The organism is Bartonella sp. ML70XJBT.G (genome assembly GCF_028618575.1).
Classification (GTDB): domain Bacteria; phylum Pseudomonadota; class Alphaproteobacteria; order Rhizobiales; family Rhizobiaceae; genus Bartonella.
On record NZ_JAQITA010000009.1, the window covers coordinates 81,295 to 97,671 of the forward strand.

Annotated in this window: 19 protein-coding genes and 1 tRNA gene; 15 read left to right on the forward strand and 5 right to left on the reverse strand. The window is 38.3% G+C overall.

The features are described 5' to 3' along the window. Window positions 1–59 precede the first annotated feature (59 nt). The gene (locus PVV64_RS05670) at window positions 60–1,151 is read left to right on the forward strand and encodes a COX15/CtaA family protein (protein WP_273760155.1); all 1,092 of its coding nucleotides are present in this window, start codon (window positions 60–62) and stop codon (window positions 1,149–1,151) included. Window positions 1,152–1,171: 20 nt separating this feature from the next. Here PVV64_RS05670 and argC read toward each other — a convergent pair whose 3' ends face one another. Then, window positions 1,172–2,107, reverse strand: a complete 936-nt coding sequence (gene argC / locus PVV64_RS05675; RefSeq protein ID WP_273760156.1) for an N-acetyl-gamma-glutamyl-phosphate reductase — start codon at window positions 2,105–2,107, stop codon at window positions 1,172–1,174. Window positions 2,108–2,419: 312 nt separating this feature from the next. On the opposite strand from argC, the gene glyA reads away from it, so the two are divergent. The 6 genes from glyA (at window position 2,420) to nusB (ending at window position 6,961) form a co-directional block, all read left to right on the forward strand. Next, entirely contained in the window at window positions 2,420–3,733 is a 1,314-nt protein-coding gene (glyA, locus tag PVV64_RS05680; protein WP_273760157.1) for a serine hydroxymethyltransferase, read from the forward strand. A 13-nt stretch (window positions 3,734–3,746) separates the two neighbouring features. Further along, the gene (gene nrdR, locus PVV64_RS05685) at window positions 3,747–4,229 is read left to right on the forward strand and encodes a transcriptional regulator NrdR (RefSeq protein WP_273760158.1); all 483 of its coding nucleotides are present in this window, start codon (window positions 3,747–3,749) and stop codon (window positions 4,227–4,229) included. Continuing rightward, a complete protein-coding gene (gene ribD, locus PVV64_RS05690; RefSeq protein WP_273760159.1) occupies window positions 4,222–5,349 on the forward strand; it encodes a bifunctional diaminohydroxyphosphoribosylaminopyrimidine deaminase/5-amino-6-(5-phosphoribosylamino)uracil reductase RibD in 1,128 nt (375 codons plus the stop codon). The genes nrdR and ribD overlap by 8 nt, the downstream gene beginning before the upstream one ends. After that, window positions 5,331–5,948, forward strand: a complete 618-nt coding sequence (locus PVV64_RS05695) for a riboflavin synthase (protein WP_273760160.1) — start codon at window positions 5,331–5,333, stop codon at window positions 5,946–5,948. Before ribD ends, PVV64_RS05695 begins: the two co-directional genes overlap by 19 nt. A gap of 81 nt (window positions 5,949–6,029) precedes the next feature. Continuing rightward, window positions 6,030–6,488, forward strand: coding sequence for a 6,7-dimethyl-8-ribityllumazine synthase (locus PVV64_RS05700; protein WP_273760161.1), 459 nt, complete (start codon window positions 6,030–6,032; stop codon window positions 6,486–6,488). A 2-nt stretch (window positions 6,489–6,490) separates the two neighbouring features. Beyond that, the gene (gene nusB, locus PVV64_RS05705) at window positions 6,491–6,961 is read left to right on the forward strand and encodes a transcription antitermination factor NusB (RefSeq protein ID WP_273760162.1); all 471 of its coding nucleotides are present in this window, start codon (window positions 6,491–6,493) and stop codon (window positions 6,959–6,961) included. A gap of 51 nt (window positions 6,962–7,012) precedes the next feature. Here the strand turns inward: nusB and PVV64_RS05710 are convergent, their stop codons facing one another. Further along, entirely contained in the window at window positions 7,013–7,432 is a 420-nt protein-coding gene (locus PVV64_RS05710) for an outer membrane protein assembly factor BamE (protein ID WP_404978415.1), read from the reverse strand. 300 nt (window positions 7,433–7,732) lie between these two features. Between PVV64_RS05710 and PVV64_RS05715 the strand changes: the two genes are divergently transcribed. From PVV64_RS05715 to PVV64_RS05735, 5 genes are all read left to right on the forward strand, one after another. After that, a complete protein-coding gene (locus PVV64_RS05715) occupies window positions 7,733–8,290 on the forward strand; it encodes a DUF177 domain-containing protein (protein WP_273760163.1) in 558 nt (185 codons plus the stop codon). Window positions 8,291–8,450: 160 nt separating this feature from the next. Next, on the forward strand, window positions 8,451–9,533 hold the full coding sequence (plsX, locus tag PVV64_RS05720) for a phosphate acyltransferase PlsX (protein ID WP_273760164.1): 1,083 nt from the start codon (window positions 8,451–8,453) through the stop codon (window positions 9,531–9,533). A 36-nt stretch (window positions 9,534–9,569) separates the two neighbouring features. Beyond that, window positions 9,570–10,544, forward strand: a complete 975-nt coding sequence (locus PVV64_RS05725) for a beta-ketoacyl-ACP synthase III (RefSeq protein ID WP_273760165.1) — start codon at window positions 9,570–9,572, stop codon at window positions 10,542–10,544. Window positions 10,545–10,622: 78 nt separating this feature from the next. Beyond that, on the forward strand, window positions 10,623–10,952 hold the full coding sequence (locus tag PVV64_RS05730; protein WP_273760166.1) for an integration host factor subunit alpha: 330 nt from the start codon (window positions 10,623–10,625) through the stop codon (window positions 10,950–10,952). Between the two features lie 195 nt (window positions 10,953–11,147). Next, window positions 11,148–11,651: a MerR family transcriptional regulator gene (locus tag PVV64_RS05735; protein ID WP_273760167.1), complete on the forward strand. Its 504-nt coding sequence runs from the start codon at window positions 11,148–11,150 to the stop codon at window positions 11,649–11,651. 45 nt (window positions 11,652–11,696) lie between these two features. On the opposite strand, the gene thrS is transcribed toward PVV64_RS05735, so the two are convergent. The 3 genes from thrS to PVV64_RS05750 all read right to left on the reverse strand — a co-directional run bounded on the left by thrS (window position 11,697) and on the right by PVV64_RS05750 (window position 14,574). After that, window positions 11,697–13,673 carry a threonine--tRNA ligase gene (gene thrS / locus PVV64_RS05740; RefSeq protein WP_273760168.1) on the reverse strand — a complete coding sequence of 659 codons (1,977 nt, stop codon included), beginning with the start codon at window positions 13,671–13,673 and terminating at the stop codon, window positions 11,697–11,699. 118 nt (window positions 13,674–13,791) lie between these two features. Continuing rightward, on the reverse strand, window positions 13,792–14,145 hold the full coding sequence (yidD, locus tag PVV64_RS05745; protein ID WP_273760169.1) for a membrane protein insertion efficiency factor YidD: 354 nt from the start codon (window positions 14,143–14,145) through the stop codon (window positions 13,792–13,794). After that, complete coding sequence (locus PVV64_RS05750) at window positions 14,146–14,574, reverse strand: iron-sulfur cluster assembly scaffold protein (RefSeq protein WP_273760170.1); 429 nt, start codon at window positions 14,572–14,574, stop codon at window positions 14,146–14,148. Window positions 14,575–14,700: 126 nt separating this feature from the next. On the opposite strand from PVV64_RS05750, the gene folE reads away from it, so the two are divergent. From folE to PVV64_RS05765, 3 genes are all read left to right on the forward strand, one after another. After that, window positions 14,701–15,324, forward strand: coding sequence for a GTP cyclohydrolase I FolE (folE, locus tag PVV64_RS05755; RefSeq protein WP_273760171.1), 624 nt, complete (start codon window positions 14,701–14,703; stop codon window positions 15,322–15,324). A 135-nt stretch (window positions 15,325–15,459) separates the two neighbouring features. Beyond that, window positions 15,460–15,544 (forward strand) — tRNA-Leu (locus tag PVV64_RS05760). A 161-nt stretch (window positions 15,545–15,705) separates the two neighbouring features. Further along, window positions 15,706–16,377: DUF4102 domain-containing protein (locus PVV64_RS05765; protein WP_273760172.1), on the forward strand; the 672-nt coding region annotated here is incomplete at its 3' end.

Sequence of the window (16,377 nt, forward strand, 5' to 3'; positions counted from 1 at the left end):
TAAAAGAGTTAAGATTTGTCATGTTTAAGTTGTAAAATGAATTGGGATTGGAGAGAGGCGTGGGGCAATCAGAGATGACCATAAAGAGTTTTAATGACAGCGTTTTGACACCATTGCAGAAAAAAAATAGAACACAAATTCGCCTGTGGCTTTATTCTATTTTATTACTTTGTTTGGCAATTGTTTTAGTGGGGGGGGCTACCCGCTTAACGGGATCAGGGTTGTCGATAACTGAGTGGAAGCCAATTCATGGAGTCATTCCACCTATTGGTGAGGAGCAATGGCAAGAAGAGTTTTTAAAATATCAACAGATAGCGCAATATAAGCTGCTTAATCGTGATATGACGTTAAATGCATTTAAGGTGATTTTCTGGTGGGAATGGGCACATCGCGTTTTAGGGCGTCTTGTTGGACTTGTTGCTTTATTCGGTTTAATTTGGTTTTGGGCGACCAAGCGTATTGAAAAAAATATCTTACTTCAACTTACCATTGTTCCCATTCTTATTGCATTTCAAGGATTCATTGGTTGGTGGATGGTTGCTTCAGGTATTGGCCAAAGTAATTTGACCAGCGTGAGCCAATATCGTTTGGCATTTCATCTTATAACAGCTTGTTTTGTTATTATTTTTGTTACTTATTTATCACGAGGGCTCGCAGAATATTCAGAAAAACCAGCTGGTCAAAAGATACAATATTTTGCAGGGTGGCTTGTTGTTTTTATTTTGATCGAAATTTATTTGGGGGCTTTGGTTGCAGGACTCCATGCTGGAAAAGTTTATAATACGTGGCCCCTTATGGATGCTCAGATTATTCCTGATGGATTGTTGCAACATACTCCTGTTTGGCGCAATTTTTTCGAAAATCCCTTAACAGTTCAATTTGTCCATCGTTTTTTTGCTTATTTCTTATTTGTTGCAGCGGTTATTCATGCTCTCTATCTGCGAAAAAGTGTGCCAAATTCAACACATTCTCGTCGTGCATTTTTTGTATGTATTATGATTGTTATTCAAGCATTTTTGGGTATTTTGACCTTGCTCCATGAAGTGCCCATAAGCTTAGGGCTTATCCACCAAAGTGTTGCGTTAGCAGTTTTGTGTTTTTCAGTTGCCCATTGGCGCGCAACAAAAGGAGCGTATCGCGCTGTTGAATAAAGCTATCTATCGAGAAAAGTCTAGCTTCTTGATAGCATTAAGTCGAGATTTTGAACAGCTGCTGCGGCTGCGCCCTTTCCTAAATTATCGAAGAGAGCACAGAGATTGAAAATTCCTTCGCGTTCATTGCCAAACACAAACAGTTTCATCTTGTCTGTATGTGCTAAGCATTCTGGATTGAGACGAGTGAGAGTATCTGTTTCTTCTTGTGATGCAATTGTTATAATGTTTTGTCCATTGTAATGGTTTTCAAAAATTTCTCGTAGATCAGAACAATTAGCTGATTTTGTAAATAAATGGCGGTAGAGTGGAATATTTACAATCATTCCTTGCGGAAAACGACCAACACTTGGTGTAAAAATAGGTGTTTGGCTCATTTGTCCATAGAGTTTAATTTCAGGGACATGTTTGTGTTCAAGATTAAGACCATAGATAAAATAATTTTCTCGAACATCATTGTGTTGAGAGTGGTTTTCCATTTGTGCAATTAATTGCTTGCCGCCACCAGTATAACCGGATATCGCGTGAATTGATATCGGATAAGAAGAATCCAGCAGGCCAGCTTCACGTAGTGGTCGAATCAAGCTAATTGCGCCAGTAGGATAACATCCAGGATTGCTCACGTAATGTGCCGCTTGAATGCGTTTTTTTTGTCCCGCGGTCATTTCAGGAAAACCGTAGACCCAATTTGGCGCAATACGGTGGGCTGTCGAGCTATCAATGATTCTAATTTTTTTATTATTTTTAAGCCAATTAACGGTTTCGCGTGCGATATCATCTGGAAGACACAAAATAGCAATGTCAGTTTGATTAAGACAGTCTCGACGAATATCAATATTATGTCGATCTGTATGCGCTAGAGAGAGTAATTTAAAATCCGAACGCTCTGCTAGCCGTTTTTGTATTTGTAATCCGGTAGTTCCATGTTCACCATCAATAAAAACTTTTGTTGCCATTCTCTTTGCCTGAAATGATTTTTTGCCATATTTTGCTTATCATATTATAAATAATTACTAACTTAAATTATTGTGTTTCTTGAACTTATAGATCGTTTTGCTTGTAAAAAATGGGACCATTAAGAACCCATGAGAAAAATTTTAATATTCATTTTTTACTATTTTTGTGAGGGAAACGTTTTTTGTTTATCTAGTAAAGAAATTAAATAAAGTTTGCCACTTTTTAAGTGAAAGTGGTTTTAAATATTTGGTTTGCGTAATTTGCTGTGTTATCGTCTAATAAATTTATTTTTTAATTTAGGAATGTGTTTTATGATTCAGCAAGGAAATGACATACAAAAGCGCTTTTTTAATGATAGTTTACAAACTGCCGATTCTGCAATTTTTGATGCAATTAAGGGGGAGTTTGAGCGTCAACAACATGAAATTGAGCTGATTGCTTCAGAAAATATTGTTTCAAGAGCTGTTCTTGAAGCACAAGGGTCAGTTTTAACAAATAAATATGCAGAAGGTTATCCAAGAAAACGCTATTATGGGGGATGTCAGTTTGTTGATATCGTTGAAGATTTAGCAATCGAACGAGCAAAACAGCTTTTTGGTGCTGCTTTCGCAAATGTCCAGCCTAATTCTGGTAGCCAAATGAATCAAGCGGTTTTTTTAGCTTTACTCCAGCCTGGTGACACATTTATGGGATTGGATTTAAATGCTGGTGGTCATCTGACACACGGTTCATCGGTCAATATGTCTGGAAAATGGTTTGATGTTGTTTCCTATGGCGTGCGTCAGGAAGATCAAATTCTTGATATGGAGGAAGTTGAACGCCTTGCAAAAGAACGTAAGCCTAAGCTTATTATAGCAGGTGGTTCTGCTTATCCTCGTCTATGGGATTGGAAACGCTTCCGCGAAATAGCAGATGAAATTGGTGCTTATTTTCTCGTTGATATGTCGCATATTGCGGGTTTGGTTGCTGGCGGTGTTCATCCTTCACCTGTTCCCTATGCACACATTGTAACAACAACAACGCATAAGTCATTGCGTGGTCCTCGGGGAGGTTTGATTTTAACAAATGATGAAGTTTTAGCCAGAAAAATTAATTCAGCGATTTTTCCCGGTCTTCAAGGGGGGCCTTTAATGCATGTGATTGCAGCTAAAGCTGTTGCATTTGCGGAAGCTTTGCAGCCTTCTTTCAAGACTTACAGTGCTGATGTTGTTGCCAATGCTAAAACCTTAGCAAAAACATTACAGAATAATGGTTTTAATATTGTTTCTGGTGGTACAGATAATCATTTATTATTGGTTGATTTGCGTTCCAAAAATGTGACAGGAAAACGTGCCGAATTGGCTTTGGGACGAGCAAATATTACTTGTAATAAAAATGGTATTCCCTTTGATCCTGAAATACCATCTATCACCTCAGGAATTCGTTTGGGATCACCTGCTGCAACAACACGTGGTTTTGCAGAAAAAGAATTTATTCAAGTGGGGAACCTGATTTCAGAAGTTCTTGATGGTCTGGGAACAGCAAAAAGCGATGCGGATAATAGTGCTGTTGAAATGACTGTTAAGGAAAAGGTGAAAGATATAACGAATCAATTTCCTCTTTACTCTTATCTTAGCACTTGTTAAGGATACCCAAGAGATGCGCTGTCCTTACTGCCAATATGAGGATACACAAGTCAAAGACTCGCGTCCAGCCGAAGAGGGATCCGTTATTCGTCGTCGGCGTGTGTGTTCGGTTTGTGGCGGTCGTTTTACAACTTTTGAACGTGTTCAGTTGCGTGAGCTTTTAGTTTCTAAAAAAAGTGGACGATGTGAGCCATTTGATCGTGATAAATTAATGCGATCAATTGATATCGCTGTACGTAAGCGGAATATTGATCCTGACCATATTGAGCGAGCGATTTCTGGTATTGTCCGTCAACTTGAAAGTTTGGGGGAACCAGAGATCGCTTCAGAAAAAATTGGACATCTTGTGATGGAAGCATTGAAAAGAATTGATGATATTGCCTATATCCGTTTTGCTTCTGTCTATAGAGATTTTCGTAATGCAAGTGATTTTCACGATGTTATAGACGAGTTGTCGAAGAGTGTAACGGATACAGAATTTTGTTTTGATGAATAAAAGAGTGCAAGATGAACGGTTTATGGCAGCAGCTATCCGTTTGGCAGAGCGTCATGTTGGTTTGACCGGTGAGAATCCTTCTGTTGGTACATTGATTGTGCAAAACGATAACGCTTCGGGACCATACATTGTTGGTTATGGTGTAACAGCTATAGACGGGAGACCGCATGCTGAAGTACAGGCTTTGCGCATGGCCGGTTCTTTAGCACGTGGAGCTACTGTTTATGCTACGTTAGAGCCTTGTTCACATTATGGAAAAACCTCGCCCTGTGTAAATGCGCTTATTGATTCAGGTGTTTCTCGCGTTGTTATTGCTCTTACTGACTTAGATAAGCGTGTTGATGGTCGTGGTATTGCTCTTTTACGTACGGCTGGTATTGAGGTTGTTGAAGGTGTTTTGGCTGAAGAAGCTTTTGAAGCATTGTGCACACATTGGTGTATAAGGAAGATGCAACGTTGTGCTGTTACTCTGAAAATGGCTATTTCTGCCGATAATGGTGTGGGAAAAAGAGGGCAGGGGGGAATCAAAATTAGTGGAATGATTTCTCACACGCATACGCATATTCTGCGTGCTCAAAATAATGCTATTCTTGTTGGTATTGGTACTATATTAGCAGATGATCCACAATTGAATTGTCGTTTGCCAGGAATGGAAATGCGTTCGCCCATACGTATTATTTTGGATACAGACTTATCTGTCCCCCTTGATGCAAAAGTTGTGCAAACGGCAAAAAAAATTCCTACATGGATTATTTGTGATATGAATCTTGCCAAGGGAAGCAAAAAAACGGCACTCGAGAAATCAGGTGTATCAGTGTATTCGGTAGAAATGAAAAATGGTTGCATGCAACCTCTTGCAATTTTACAGCTCCTTTATCAACGTGGAATTCAGAGTGTTTTACTTGAGGGAGGTGTAAAAACAGGGGAAAGATTTTTAAATGCTGGTTGTGTGGATCATTTGGTATGCTTTTATGCCCCCATTATTTTAGGACAAAACCGTATTGAAGCACCTCATTTTGCAAATTATCTCTCGCAGTTTTATGAAGTTGAGACAAGAATGTTTGGAAATGACCGTTTTTATAAATGGAGACGTAAAACATTATGTTCACAGGGATTATAACGGACATTGGTTGTGTTGAAGATGTTCAATCTTTAAAGCAAGGTGTGCGTTTAAAGATTTCGACACACTATGATCTAGAAAGTTTAAAAATTGGTGCATCAATTGCTTGTTCTGGAATTTGTCTAACAATTGTTGAGAGAGGATCAAAACACGCTCATATCAATTGGTTTGTTGTGGAGGCATGGGAAGAAGCGTTGCGTTTGACGAATCTTGCTAGATGGTCAAAAGGAACTTGTATTAATTTAGAACGTTCGCTCAAACTGGGTGATGAAATGGGTGGACATTTGGTTTTTGGGCATATTGATGGCCTCGCTCTCATTATTGATCAGAAAAATGAAGGTGATGCAGTTCGTTTTTTCTTAAAAGTTCCAACACGGTTTACGCCCTTTATTGTAAATAAGGGATCTATTGCTCTTAATGGAACCTCTTTGACTGTTAATTGTATTGAGGATTGTCTTTTTGATGTTCTCATTATTCGTCATACACTTGAAATGACGACGTGGGGAAAAGCTAAAGTTGGAGATCAGGTCAACTTAGAAATTGATCAGTTTGCTCGTTATGCTGCAAAATTTTCTGATTTTAAAATGAAAGATAAATAAGCTAAAAGTTACTCATAGTTTTTAGAATTTTAGACTTTATAATCTTATACGTATTGATTCATTTTCTGGTAGAATTTGGTTATGATAAAAGAACTGCATAAAAAATCGCACCTCTTGATTGTTGAAGCGCGTTTTTATGAGGGGATTTCTGATGCACTTTTGAAAGGTGCAGTGAATGCTTTGCAAAGAGCTGAAGCAAGCTATGATGTTGTAACGGTTCCAGGAGCATTAGAAATACCAAGCGCAATAGCTTTTGCCGAAAAAAGTAATAAGGTATTTTACGATGGTTATGTAGCACTTGGTTGTATTATTCGGGGTGAAACATATCATTTTGAAATTGTTGCCAATGATTCTTGCCGCGCTTTGATGGATTTAACTGTTCATAAACAGTTGGCTATTGGAAATGGTATTTTGACTGTTGAAAATGAAAAACAAGCATGGACGCGTGCGAGGCAGGATGAAAAAAATAAAGGTGGTTTTGCCGCTCAAGCTGCTTTATGTATGGTCGCTCTAAAAAAGAGATTTGGAGATAATCAGTAAATATGCCTGATAAGAAAAGAAGAGATTCTCCCCGTTTAGCGAATAAACGTGGAGCAGCAAGACTTGCTGCAGTTCAAGCACTTTATCAAATGGATATAGTCGGTTCTGGTGTTATGGAAACTGCTGCTGAATATGAGGCTTATCGTCTAGGAAAAGATATTGATGGAGATCAGTATCTTGATGCTGATTATCAGTGGTTTTTGGCTATTATAACTGGTGTTGTAAAGAATCAAAAGCAACTTGATCCCATGCTTCATCAGCAGCTTTCTGCAGAGTGGTCACTTTCACGTCTTGATTCTATATTACGCGCAATTTTGCGTGCGGGTTTGTGGGAGTTGATTAATCGCCAAGACGTACCTGTTGCTGTTGTTATGGATGAATATGTAGATATAGCAAAGGCATTTTTTGAAGGCGATGAGCCAAAACTTGTCAACGCAGTTCTTGATGGCATGGCAAAAAAAGTTCGCACTTAAAAGATGTATACAACCCTGATGTTATCAGGGTTGTATACAGATTGTCATAACTTAATTATGGATAGGTAAATCGGCTGGGCCTTTTATAATTTGAATTAAAAAAGGCTGCTCTTTTGTCGCTGTTGGTGTGGTTTGTGTAATAAAATCAAAAATTTGACCGTCTTTTAGACCATAATTGGCTACCTTAGTAACCTGATCATTTTTGTTGAAGTAAATAGCCAAAACTTTACGATCAATAATTTTTGTTTTCATAAATTGCATCCCACGGTAGCGCGTTTGTGAGATATAATAAAAGACCTCATTGTCATATTTTGTTTTAAGCGAGGGCGTTCCTAGCGTGAGCAAAACTTGCTCTTGGCTTGATCCAATGGTAATGGAGTTAAGAGCATTTTTATCAAGAACGTAACCTTCTTGATAAATTTGGCTTGTCCCTGAGGAATCAAGAATACTACAACCCGCAATTGCTATCATGCTTGCTATTGACAGACCAATCCATAATTTACGTTTGATCACGTCCACTCTCTGGGGTATTTGAAACAATGGTATCTCCCTTTTATATTTAGATATATTACAAGTACATTTAGACATATTACAAGAAAGTAACCTCAAGTTTTTTCTCATTTTAGCTTCATCTACCGTAGCTTACATTGAGTTTCCCTGTTATAAGGCGAATTATGCCATACAGAGTTTCTTTAGAAAAGAAAAAAATGAATGAAATGTGTTTTGGCTCAATAGAAGCGCAATATATTTTTTCCTATTCGGGAGTTGCCAATGAATGTTCAAAATATTCCTCAAATGACATTTGCCTTGGCTTATCCAGTATTAGTACGCTCTCTTCCTGCAAAAGGCATAAGGGTTCATATTTGTGCAAACCAGCGAGAATGTGCGCATTTAGCTAAAAATCATGCTCTCGTTGAAGTAAAATCTTGTGAGGGAAAATTTCATATTTTTCCGTGGAAAAAACATGGGGTACGTATAAAAGGACTATTGCAGGCACGTATAATGCAATTATGTGTTGTCACTTTAGAGCCACTAGAGAATATTATCCACGAAAAGATTGAGGTCGTTTTTGTTCCTGAAGATTCAAATTTATTGAAACCTAACATATTGGAGGATACAGGGGAATTGTTTCTAGATGCGGAGGGGCAAGATATGCCAGAAGTGTTTTATGGCGATAAAATTGATATCGGAGCTATCATGGAAGAATTTTTTGAGTTGTCCATTAATCATTATCCACGCAAAGAGGGGGTCAAGATGTGTGTGGTTGAAAATGAAGAAAAATCTGAACAAAAATCATCGCCATTTGCTGTTTTGAAAGATTGGAAATGATTGTAAAAACTAAAAACATAAAAAAGTTATCTGTTGTATATTAGTATAAAAACGTTATTTTTTGCGGAGCTATTTTTGCCGGCTATTTTTTTGTTGTTCCAATAGTCAAAAATTGTGATAGGCATTTGAGATGCGTAAATGAGATGTGGGATAGACAAGCGTGATTAGAATTTCTGTGGATGTCATGGGCGGTGATTATGGTCCAGAAGCAACTATTGCAGGAGCAGCAATTGCACAAAAACATTTGCCAGATGTTTATTTTCTGTTTTATGGGATAGAAGAAATTGTTGAGCCAGTTTTAAAAAAATACCCTTGTTTGGCCTCTGTGTCACAGTTCTATCCTACAGAAAGTTATACGCGTATGGATGAGAAACCAAGTCAGGCACTTCGCAATGGACGTGGTAAATCATCCATGTGGCATGCAATCGAAGCGGTGAAAAATGGCAAAGCTGATGCTTGTATTTCTGCCGGCAATACTGGTGCGCTTATGGCAATGTCTTATTTTTGTTTAAAAATGATGGCGGAAGCTGAGCGTCCAGGAATTGCAGGTATTTGGCCAACACTGCGTAGTGAGAGTATTGTCTTGGATATTGGAGCCACAATTGGTGCATCTGCTAGCCAATTGGTTGATTTGGCGGTTATGGGAGCTGGTATGTTTCGTGCTCTATATCATACCGAGAAACCAACCGTTGGGCTTTTAAATGTGGGGGTTGAAGAGGTAAAAGGCCTTCATGAAATTAAAAAAGCTGGAATGATATTGCGTGATGTGCAATTAGAGGGGTTAGAGTATAAAGGATTTGTTGAAGGCAATGATATTGGAAAGGGAACAGTAGATGTTGTTGTAACAGAAGGGTTTTCTGGTAATATTGCCTTGAAAACAGCAGAGGGAACTGCGCGACAAATAGCAGAGATCTTAAGCTGTGCATTGCGGAGTTCTTTTTTAGCATCTCTTGGTTACTTTTTATCGCGGGGCGCTTTTCGTACACTGAAGAATAAAATGGATCCTGATAGGGTGAATGGTGGTGTGCTTTTAGGTTTGAATGGTGTTGTCATAAAAAGTCATGGTAGCGCTAATGCTAAAGGTTTTGCCTCTGCTATCCGTGTTGGTTATGAGATGGTCCATAACGAACTGTTGAAAAAAATAACTGCTGATTTACGATGGTTTCATGAGAATAAAGAAACACTTTTTGATCAAGAAAATGAAGTGATAATGAACGGGGGAGATTATGATAAGCTTTTATAATACAATGAAAAAGTATCAAGAAAAGGTTAGGGACGAATGATTCGATCCATTGTGTGTGGTGTAGGAAGTGCCTTACCTCAAAAGAGTTTATCAAATGATGAGATTGCGCAATTTGTTGAAACATCAAATGCATGGATTGTTCAGCGTACGGGAATACGTCAACGTTATCTTGCCAATGAAAATGAAACAACTGTTTCTTTAGGCGTTGAAGCTGCGCGAGCAGCACTTATCAATGCTGGTTTAACAATAAAAGACATTGATTGTATTATTTTAGCAACTTCAACCCCGAATCGTACCTTTCCTGCTTCGGCTGTTGAAATTCAGCATGCCTTGGGAATGCGTCATGGATTTGCTTTTGATATTCAAGCTGTTTGCTCCGGTTTTATTTTTGCTTTAACAACAGGAGATGCTTATTTACGCTGCGGAGCTGCCAAAAGAATTTTAGTTATCGGATCTGATACATTTTCTCGAATTTTAGATTGGAAAGATCGCACGACATGTGTTTTATTTGGTGATGGTGCAGGTGCTGCTATTTTGGAAGCATATAAATGTGAGGAGGGGAGTGCTTTTGATCGTGGCATATTGTCTACGAGATTACGCTCTGATGGTGCGTATATGGATAAGCTGTATGTTGATGGTGGTCCTTCAACAACACAAACAACAGGTCATTTGCGCATGGAAGGGCGAGAAGTTTTTAAATATGCAGTGGGTATGATAACGGATGTGGTGGATGATTGTTTTGCGGCGGCAGGTGTGGAATCTTCACAATTAGATTGGTTTGTACCTCATCAAGCCAATAAGCGTATTATTGAAGCATCAGCTAAAAAATTGGGAATGACCATAGATAAAGTGGTGATTACCGTTGATCAACACGGTAATACATCCGCAGCATCGGTGCCACTGGCTTTAACAACGGCAATTGATGATGGAAGAATTAAAAAAGGAGATCTCATCATGTTAGAAGCTATGGGGGGTGGGTTTACATGGGGAGCAATTCTTATTCGTTGGTAAATTATAGTCGCTTGACCATATTTGAATAAAACGTATAAGTCACTTTGTAATTTTTAATATTTGAAATAGGTGGTTATAATGACAAGTAAGACAGTAACGCGTGCAGATTTAGCGAGCGTAGTGTGTAGAAGGGTGGGCTTGTCACACACTGAATCAGCAGCTTTGGTTGAATTGGTTCTAGATGAAATTTGCAATTCATTGGTAAGAGGTGAGGCAGTTAAATTATCTTCTTTTGCAACCTTTCAAGTTCGCAGTAAAAATGAACGCGTTGGACGCAATCCGAAAACTGGTATTGAAGCTCCTATCTCTCCGCGACGTGTGGTGACATTTAAGGCTGCAAATGTACTTAAACAAAGAATCCTTGATTCGCATCGTGCAAGACAACCAAGCAAAAATAATATCGCATAACTAAATGCTATTACAATATTTAATATTTGTTAAAAAAACTGTATAAAATCGAGTTCTGCGTTTTTGTTAAAAAAGGCTTTTTAGTTTAAATGTCATCAAGTGTAGTCCTATTTTTGACTAATCTTGTTGAGAGATTAAGAATTGATTGAGTCTTTCATGAAATCATTCGTAATGTTTTAGATAAGGTGTTGCAAAATGGATAAGAGCTCCGATGCTTTTCGCACAATTAGCGAAGTGGCTGAGTTGTTGGAGCTTCCTCAGCATGTGTTAAGATTCTGGGAAACACGTTTTAGGCAGATTAAACCAATGAAACGTGGAGGGGGACGGCGCTATTATCGTCCTGCTGATGTTGACTTGCTCAATGGTATTAAACAGTTACTCTATGATCAGGGTTATACGATAAAAGGTGTACAGCGCCTTTTAAAGGAAAATGGTGTTGCTTTTGTTACTGCATTAGTAAATGGAAATCTTGATGCTATGAGTGTTGTAATAGAAAAAAAACATGCGGGACAAACTTCTGAAACTAGCAACAATAAGTCTAAAAAGTCTTCTTTTGGGCTTTTAGGTTTTATGAAGAATGAAGGCGAAGCATCGATAGGTTCTGTTAATGCGTACAAAGATAAAACTGACAAAGCATTATTGCAAGAAATACTGTTTGAATTGATTGAATGCAAACGTGTACTTGATAGAGCACGATAACGGCACTTCTTTCTCTTTATGCTTTCTGCTATCTTTTAGTGTTATTTAGGCATTTATTAAACGACGCAAATCTGGTGGTGTTGCTTCATCTGTGAGGCGCTTCATTGCTTCTTCTATAGATAAAAGAGTTTGTTCTGTGCTTCCTAAGCGACGCATGTTGACGCTATTCGTTTCAGATTCGCGTTTTCCACAAACCAAAATCACAGGAACTTTTTGTAAAGAATGTTCACGTATTTTATAGTTAATTTTTTCATTACGAAGGTCTGATGTTGCAGAAAGTCCAATAGCTTTAAGTCTTGCTGTGATTTTTTGTGCATATTCATTTGCTTCTGATGTGATTGTTGCCACAACGATTTGTTCAGGTGCAAGCCACAGAGGTATATGTCCAGCAAAATTTTCGATCAATATACCAAGAAAACGTTCCATTGAGCCAAAAATAGCTCGATGAATCATAACAGGTTGATGCTTTTCTGAATCTTTATCAATATAAAATGCTCCAAAACGTTCAGGAAGATTAAAGTCTATTTGTGTGGTGCCACATTGCCATTCACGACCGATAGCGTCCTTTAATGTATATTCAAATTTGGGACCGTAAAATGCACCTTCGCCTGGTAAGATGCTTGTTTTGATTTGTCCTGCAAATTTTGTTTCAATTGTTTGAAGAACGGATTTCATGATACTCTCCGCATGATCCCACAATGCGTCAGAACCAACCCGTTTTTCAGGGCGTGTAGAAAGCTTAAGGCTAATTTCTTTAAAACCAAAATCAGCATAAGTTGATAAGATTAAATCATTAATACTGAGGCACTCATCAGCAAGTTGCTCATTTGTACAAAAAATATGCGCATCATCTTGTGTAAAGCAGCGCACACGCATAAGTCCATGGAGAGAGCCTGAAGGTTCATAACGATGAACAACACCAAATTCAGCAAGTCTGATAGGCAAATCGCGGTAAGACTTTAAACCATGTTTAAAAATTTGTACGTGACCAGGACAATTCATTGGTTTGAGAGCATAAATAGACTCATTATCCCAATCCTCAGCGGCTGGAATCACTTTGAACATATTTTCTTTATACCATCCCCAATGACCAGATATTTCCCAAAGTGATCTATCGAGAACCTGTGGTGCATTCACTTCAGCATATTGATGATCATCAAGACGTCTTCGCATATAGTTGATCAAATTCTGGAACATTTTCCAGCCTTTTTTGTGCCAAAAAATCATGCCCGGTCCTTCTTCTTGAAAATGAAATAAGTCCATTTCACGTCCCAAGCGGCGATGATCACGTTTTTCAGCTTCTTCTAGCATGTGGAGGTAGGCTTTTAAGTCATTTTCGTTGGCAAATGCCGTGCCATAAATTCTCGTTAGCATTGGATTATTGGCATCCCCACGCCAATAAGCACCTGCAACTTTCATCAATTTAAAGGCATTGCCAATTTGTCCAGTAGATTGCATGTGTGGTCCACGGCAAAGATCAAACCAATCACCTTGATAGTAGATTTTTAAATCTTGATTTGCAGGAATGCCATCGATAAGCTCAACTTTATAGAGTTCGCCTTTCTCAGAAAAAATCTCGCGCGCCTTCTCACGAGACCAAATTTCTTTTCTAAAAGGTTTATTCCGTTGGATAATTTCACGCATTTTCTTTTCAATGACGGTGAGATCCTCCAATGTAAAAGGCTGCTCGCGTGCAAAATCATAATAAAAACCATTTTCAATAACAGGACCAATAGTCACTTGTGTTTCAGGAAAAAGCTCTTGTACTGCTTCAGCTAAAACATGTGCACAATCATGACGTATGAGTTCAAGAGCACGGGGATCTTCTCGAGTAATAATTTCTATTTGACCTGTTTGTTCCAGTGGATCCGATAAATCTCGAGTGATTCCATTAAGGCTATAGGCGACTGCTTTTTTTGCAAGTGATTTAGAAATGGATTCTGCTAATTCTAGGCCTGTCATTTCGGTGGGATAATTACGTTTTGAACCATCAGGAAAAGAAAGAGAAACAGAGCAAGACATAAAATACCCCTTTAAGCCAATTCCGCCAACGATTGCGGATGGTTTTGTAAAAAATGAGTCATCATTTATTAAAATCTATAGCCTATTTTTTATCAATACGTATAAAAAAAGAAAAGAATTATTTATTGTGTTTTTTATAAATTTTCCAGTAACGCCAAGGTTTATAAAAACAATAAGGTCCTTCAAGAGAGCTAGGAACTGGATCAAATCCATAGGTTCCAAATGGACCACAACGTATAAGACGAAAAAGCCCCATCCACGCACCAACCCATAGCCCATGGCGTGCGATTGCTTCATACGTGTATTCTGAACAGGTTGGTGCGTGACGGCACTGATTTCCTATGAGACTGGAAAGTGTTATTTGATAGAAACGTATCAAGAAAATACCCAACAATCGCCCCGGTGTTTTCTTCCAAGGGCCCGTATAATTTCGCTTTTGTTTCCTTTTTTGTTGAGGCTGTAATTTGAGCATTTATTTTTCTTCAATTTGTTTAAGACAATCCACAATAGCATCAAAGGGAAGCATTGTTGAGGCATGACGTACTTTATAGTCTTTAAGAGGCTGCAAACAAGAAAAGGCTTCAAAGGGTGCTGGAGGAGGGGGACCATCTTGGGTTAGCATATAATCGATAATTTGATGTAACATTTTCAGATTTTGTGTTGTTTGTCCTATGACATGAGATGCTAAGAGCGAAGCTGAAGCTTGGCCTAACACACATGCATGCACTTCATGAGCAAAATCGATAACGATATCATTTGCTACTTTTAAATCTACAGTGATTGTTGAACCGCAAAGGCGCGCGCACTTTCTTGACGTTGCATCCGGATTGTAAAGACGACCAATTCTACTTATATGTGCAGCATGTTTAAGTATTTCATCACTATAGATATTGTCAATCATGCGCTATTACCAAAATGTTTGAGGGGTCGTGATTGTTTAAGCTTTTCATTCGCTTATATAGAGATTATACAAAATGAAATAGATAGATAGCAAATGCTTTGTGTAAGGTAAGCTTGGAGTTTTTAAATGCATAATGTTGTTAAAGGAGGTACGAGAGAGCTATTTTTATCTGAAGAGAAGCGTCCAAGCTTTGAAGAGGTGGAAGAAGCGATTCGTACATTGCTCTTGTGGATAGGAGAAAATCCAAATCGAGAAGGACTTTTAGATACTCCAAGACGTGTCGCTAAAGCGTATCGCGAACTTTTTATGGGTTATAGCAAATCGGTTGAAGAAATTTTAGATACAGTTTTTGAAGAAGTTTCAGGATACAATGAGGCAATAATCGTAAAGAACATCCCTTTTTATTCGCATTGTGAGCACCATATGATCCCAATTGTTGGAAAAGCTCATATCGGCTATCTTCCTGATAAAAAGGTTGTTGGACTTTCAAAAATTGCGCGTGTTGTAGATATTTTTTCTCGTCGTTTACAGACCCAAGAATCTATGACAGCTCAAATAGCGGATGCTTTAGCGCTGCATCTGCAACCACATGGTGTTGCGGTATTGATTGAGGCTGAGCACATGTGCATGGCCATGCGAGGAATTCAAAAGCAAGGGGCAACAACGATTACCACATGTTTTCGTGGTTGTTATGAAGATGATCAAGCTATACAGGCTCACTTCATCATGATGATTCAAAGATCACAGTAAAGCCTCTATTTTCGTGATTTATCTTCTACTATAAACTGTTTGAGTAAAATAAATTATGGGAAAGTGAAAATAGGCTTGTACCTTGCTTTGTGATTTGTTAAAGCCAGAAAACTGAAATATTTTTCTTCACCATGTGCGGTCGTGGCGGAATTGGTAGACGCGCAGCGTTGAGGTCGCTGTGGGGCAACCCGTGGAAGTTCGAGTCTTCTCGACCGCACCACTTATAGATTCTCTACAATATCACTTGATGTCGCTGTTTGTCTCATTTCATTTATAAGTGATTGTTTTTATTTCCTTAATTGTTTTTTACATACGATTTTGATATCTGATGAAACCACCGAAAGCGCAATTCAAAAGGTGGTTCAAAAGGTGGTTTGAAAAGTGACTAGGAAAACAAGAACACGTGATAGATTATCTGCTTTATCTGTAAAAAATTTGCCTAAAGGCAAATATGCAGATGGAGCTGGATTATGGCTTATTAAAACAGCACAGAATCAAGGACGTTGGGTTTTTCGATTCGATTTCAATAAAAAACGTCGTGAAATGGGGTTAGGCTCTTGTAGTGTTGTATCTTTGAAAGAAGCAAGACTTAAGGCTACCTCTTGCCGTGATCTTTTAAACCAAGGGATTGACCCGATTCGTAAAAGGCAAAATGAAAAGTTACGACAGGTTGTTGATAGTATTTCTTTACGAGAAATTGTTTTAAGCGCCTTTGAAGCCAAAAAAAGCGAATTGAAAAATGAAGGAACAGCCGCAAGGTGGTTAACACCTCTTACATTGCATGTTTTCCCAAAGCTTGGAGATATAGCAATTACTGAATTGACGCAGATTGATATAAAAGAGTGTTTATCACCTATTTGGAAAACAAAAAATGAAACAGCGAGCAAGGCTTTATCGCGTTTAAATATTGCTATAAAACATGCAGTGGCACGCGGTATAGATGTAGATATGCAATTGGTACCAAAAGCAAAAGCTTTATTGGGAAAATTTATTCAAAATGTTCAAAATATTCCGGCTATGCCCTGGAAAGAAGTTCCTCATTTTTATCAATCT

Coding starts and splice junctions, on each gene's coding strand:
- argC (WP_273760156.1), bottom strand. CDS start 2,107: ATGGCAACAAAAGTTTTTATTGATGGTGAACATGGAACTACCGGATTA.
- glyA (WP_273760157.1), top strand. CDS start 2,420: ATGATTCAGCAAGGAAATGACATACAAAAGCGCTTTTTTAATGATAGT.
- nrdR (WP_273760158.1), top strand. CDS start 3,747: ATGCGCTGTCCTTACTGCCAATATGAGGATACACAAGTCAAAGACTCG.
- ribD (WP_273760159.1), top strand. CDS start 4,222: ATGAATAAAAGAGTGCAAGATGAACGGTTTATGGCAGCAGCTATCCGT.
- PVV64_RS05695 (WP_273760160.1), top strand. CDS start 5,331: ATGTTCACAGGGATTATAACGGACATTGGTTGTGTTGAAGATGTTCAA.
- PVV64_RS05700 (WP_273760161.1), top strand. CDS start 6,030: ATGATAAAAGAACTGCATAAAAAATCGCACCTCTTGATTGTTGAAGCG.
- nusB (WP_273760162.1), top strand. CDS start 6,491: ATGCCTGATAAGAAAAGAAGAGATTCTCCCCGTTTAGCGAATAAACGT.
- PVV64_RS05710 (WP_404978415.1), bottom strand. CDS start 7,432: ATGATAGCAATTGCGGGTTGTAGTATTCTTGATTCCTCAGGGACAAGC.
- PVV64_RS05715 (WP_273760163.1), top strand. CDS start 7,733: ATGAATGTTCAAAATATTCCTCAAATGACATTTGCCTTGGCTTATCCA.
- PVV64_RS05725 (WP_273760165.1), top strand. CDS start 9,570: ATGATTCGATCCATTGTGTGTGGTGTAGGAAGTGCCTTACCTCAAAAG.
- PVV64_RS05730 (WP_273760166.1), top strand. CDS start 10,623: ATGACAAGTAAGACAGTAACGCGTGCAGATTTAGCGAGCGTAGTGTGT.
- PVV64_RS05735 (WP_273760167.1), top strand. CDS start 11,148: ATGGATAAGAGCTCCGATGCTTTTCGCACAATTAGCGAAGTGGCTGAG.
- thrS (WP_273760168.1), bottom strand. CDS start 13,673: ATGTCTTGCTCTGTTTCTCTTTCTTTTCCTGATGGTTCAAAACGTAAT.
- yidD (WP_273760169.1), bottom strand. CDS start 14,145: ATGCTCAAATTACAGCCTCAACAAAAAAGGAAACAAAAGCGAAATTAT.
- PVV64_RS05750 (WP_273760170.1), bottom strand. CDS start 14,574: ATGATTGACAATATCTATAGTGATGAAATACTTAAACATGCTGCACAT.
- folE (WP_273760171.1), top strand. CDS start 14,701: ATGCATAATGTTGTTAAAGGAGGTACGAGAGAGCTATTTTTATCTGAA.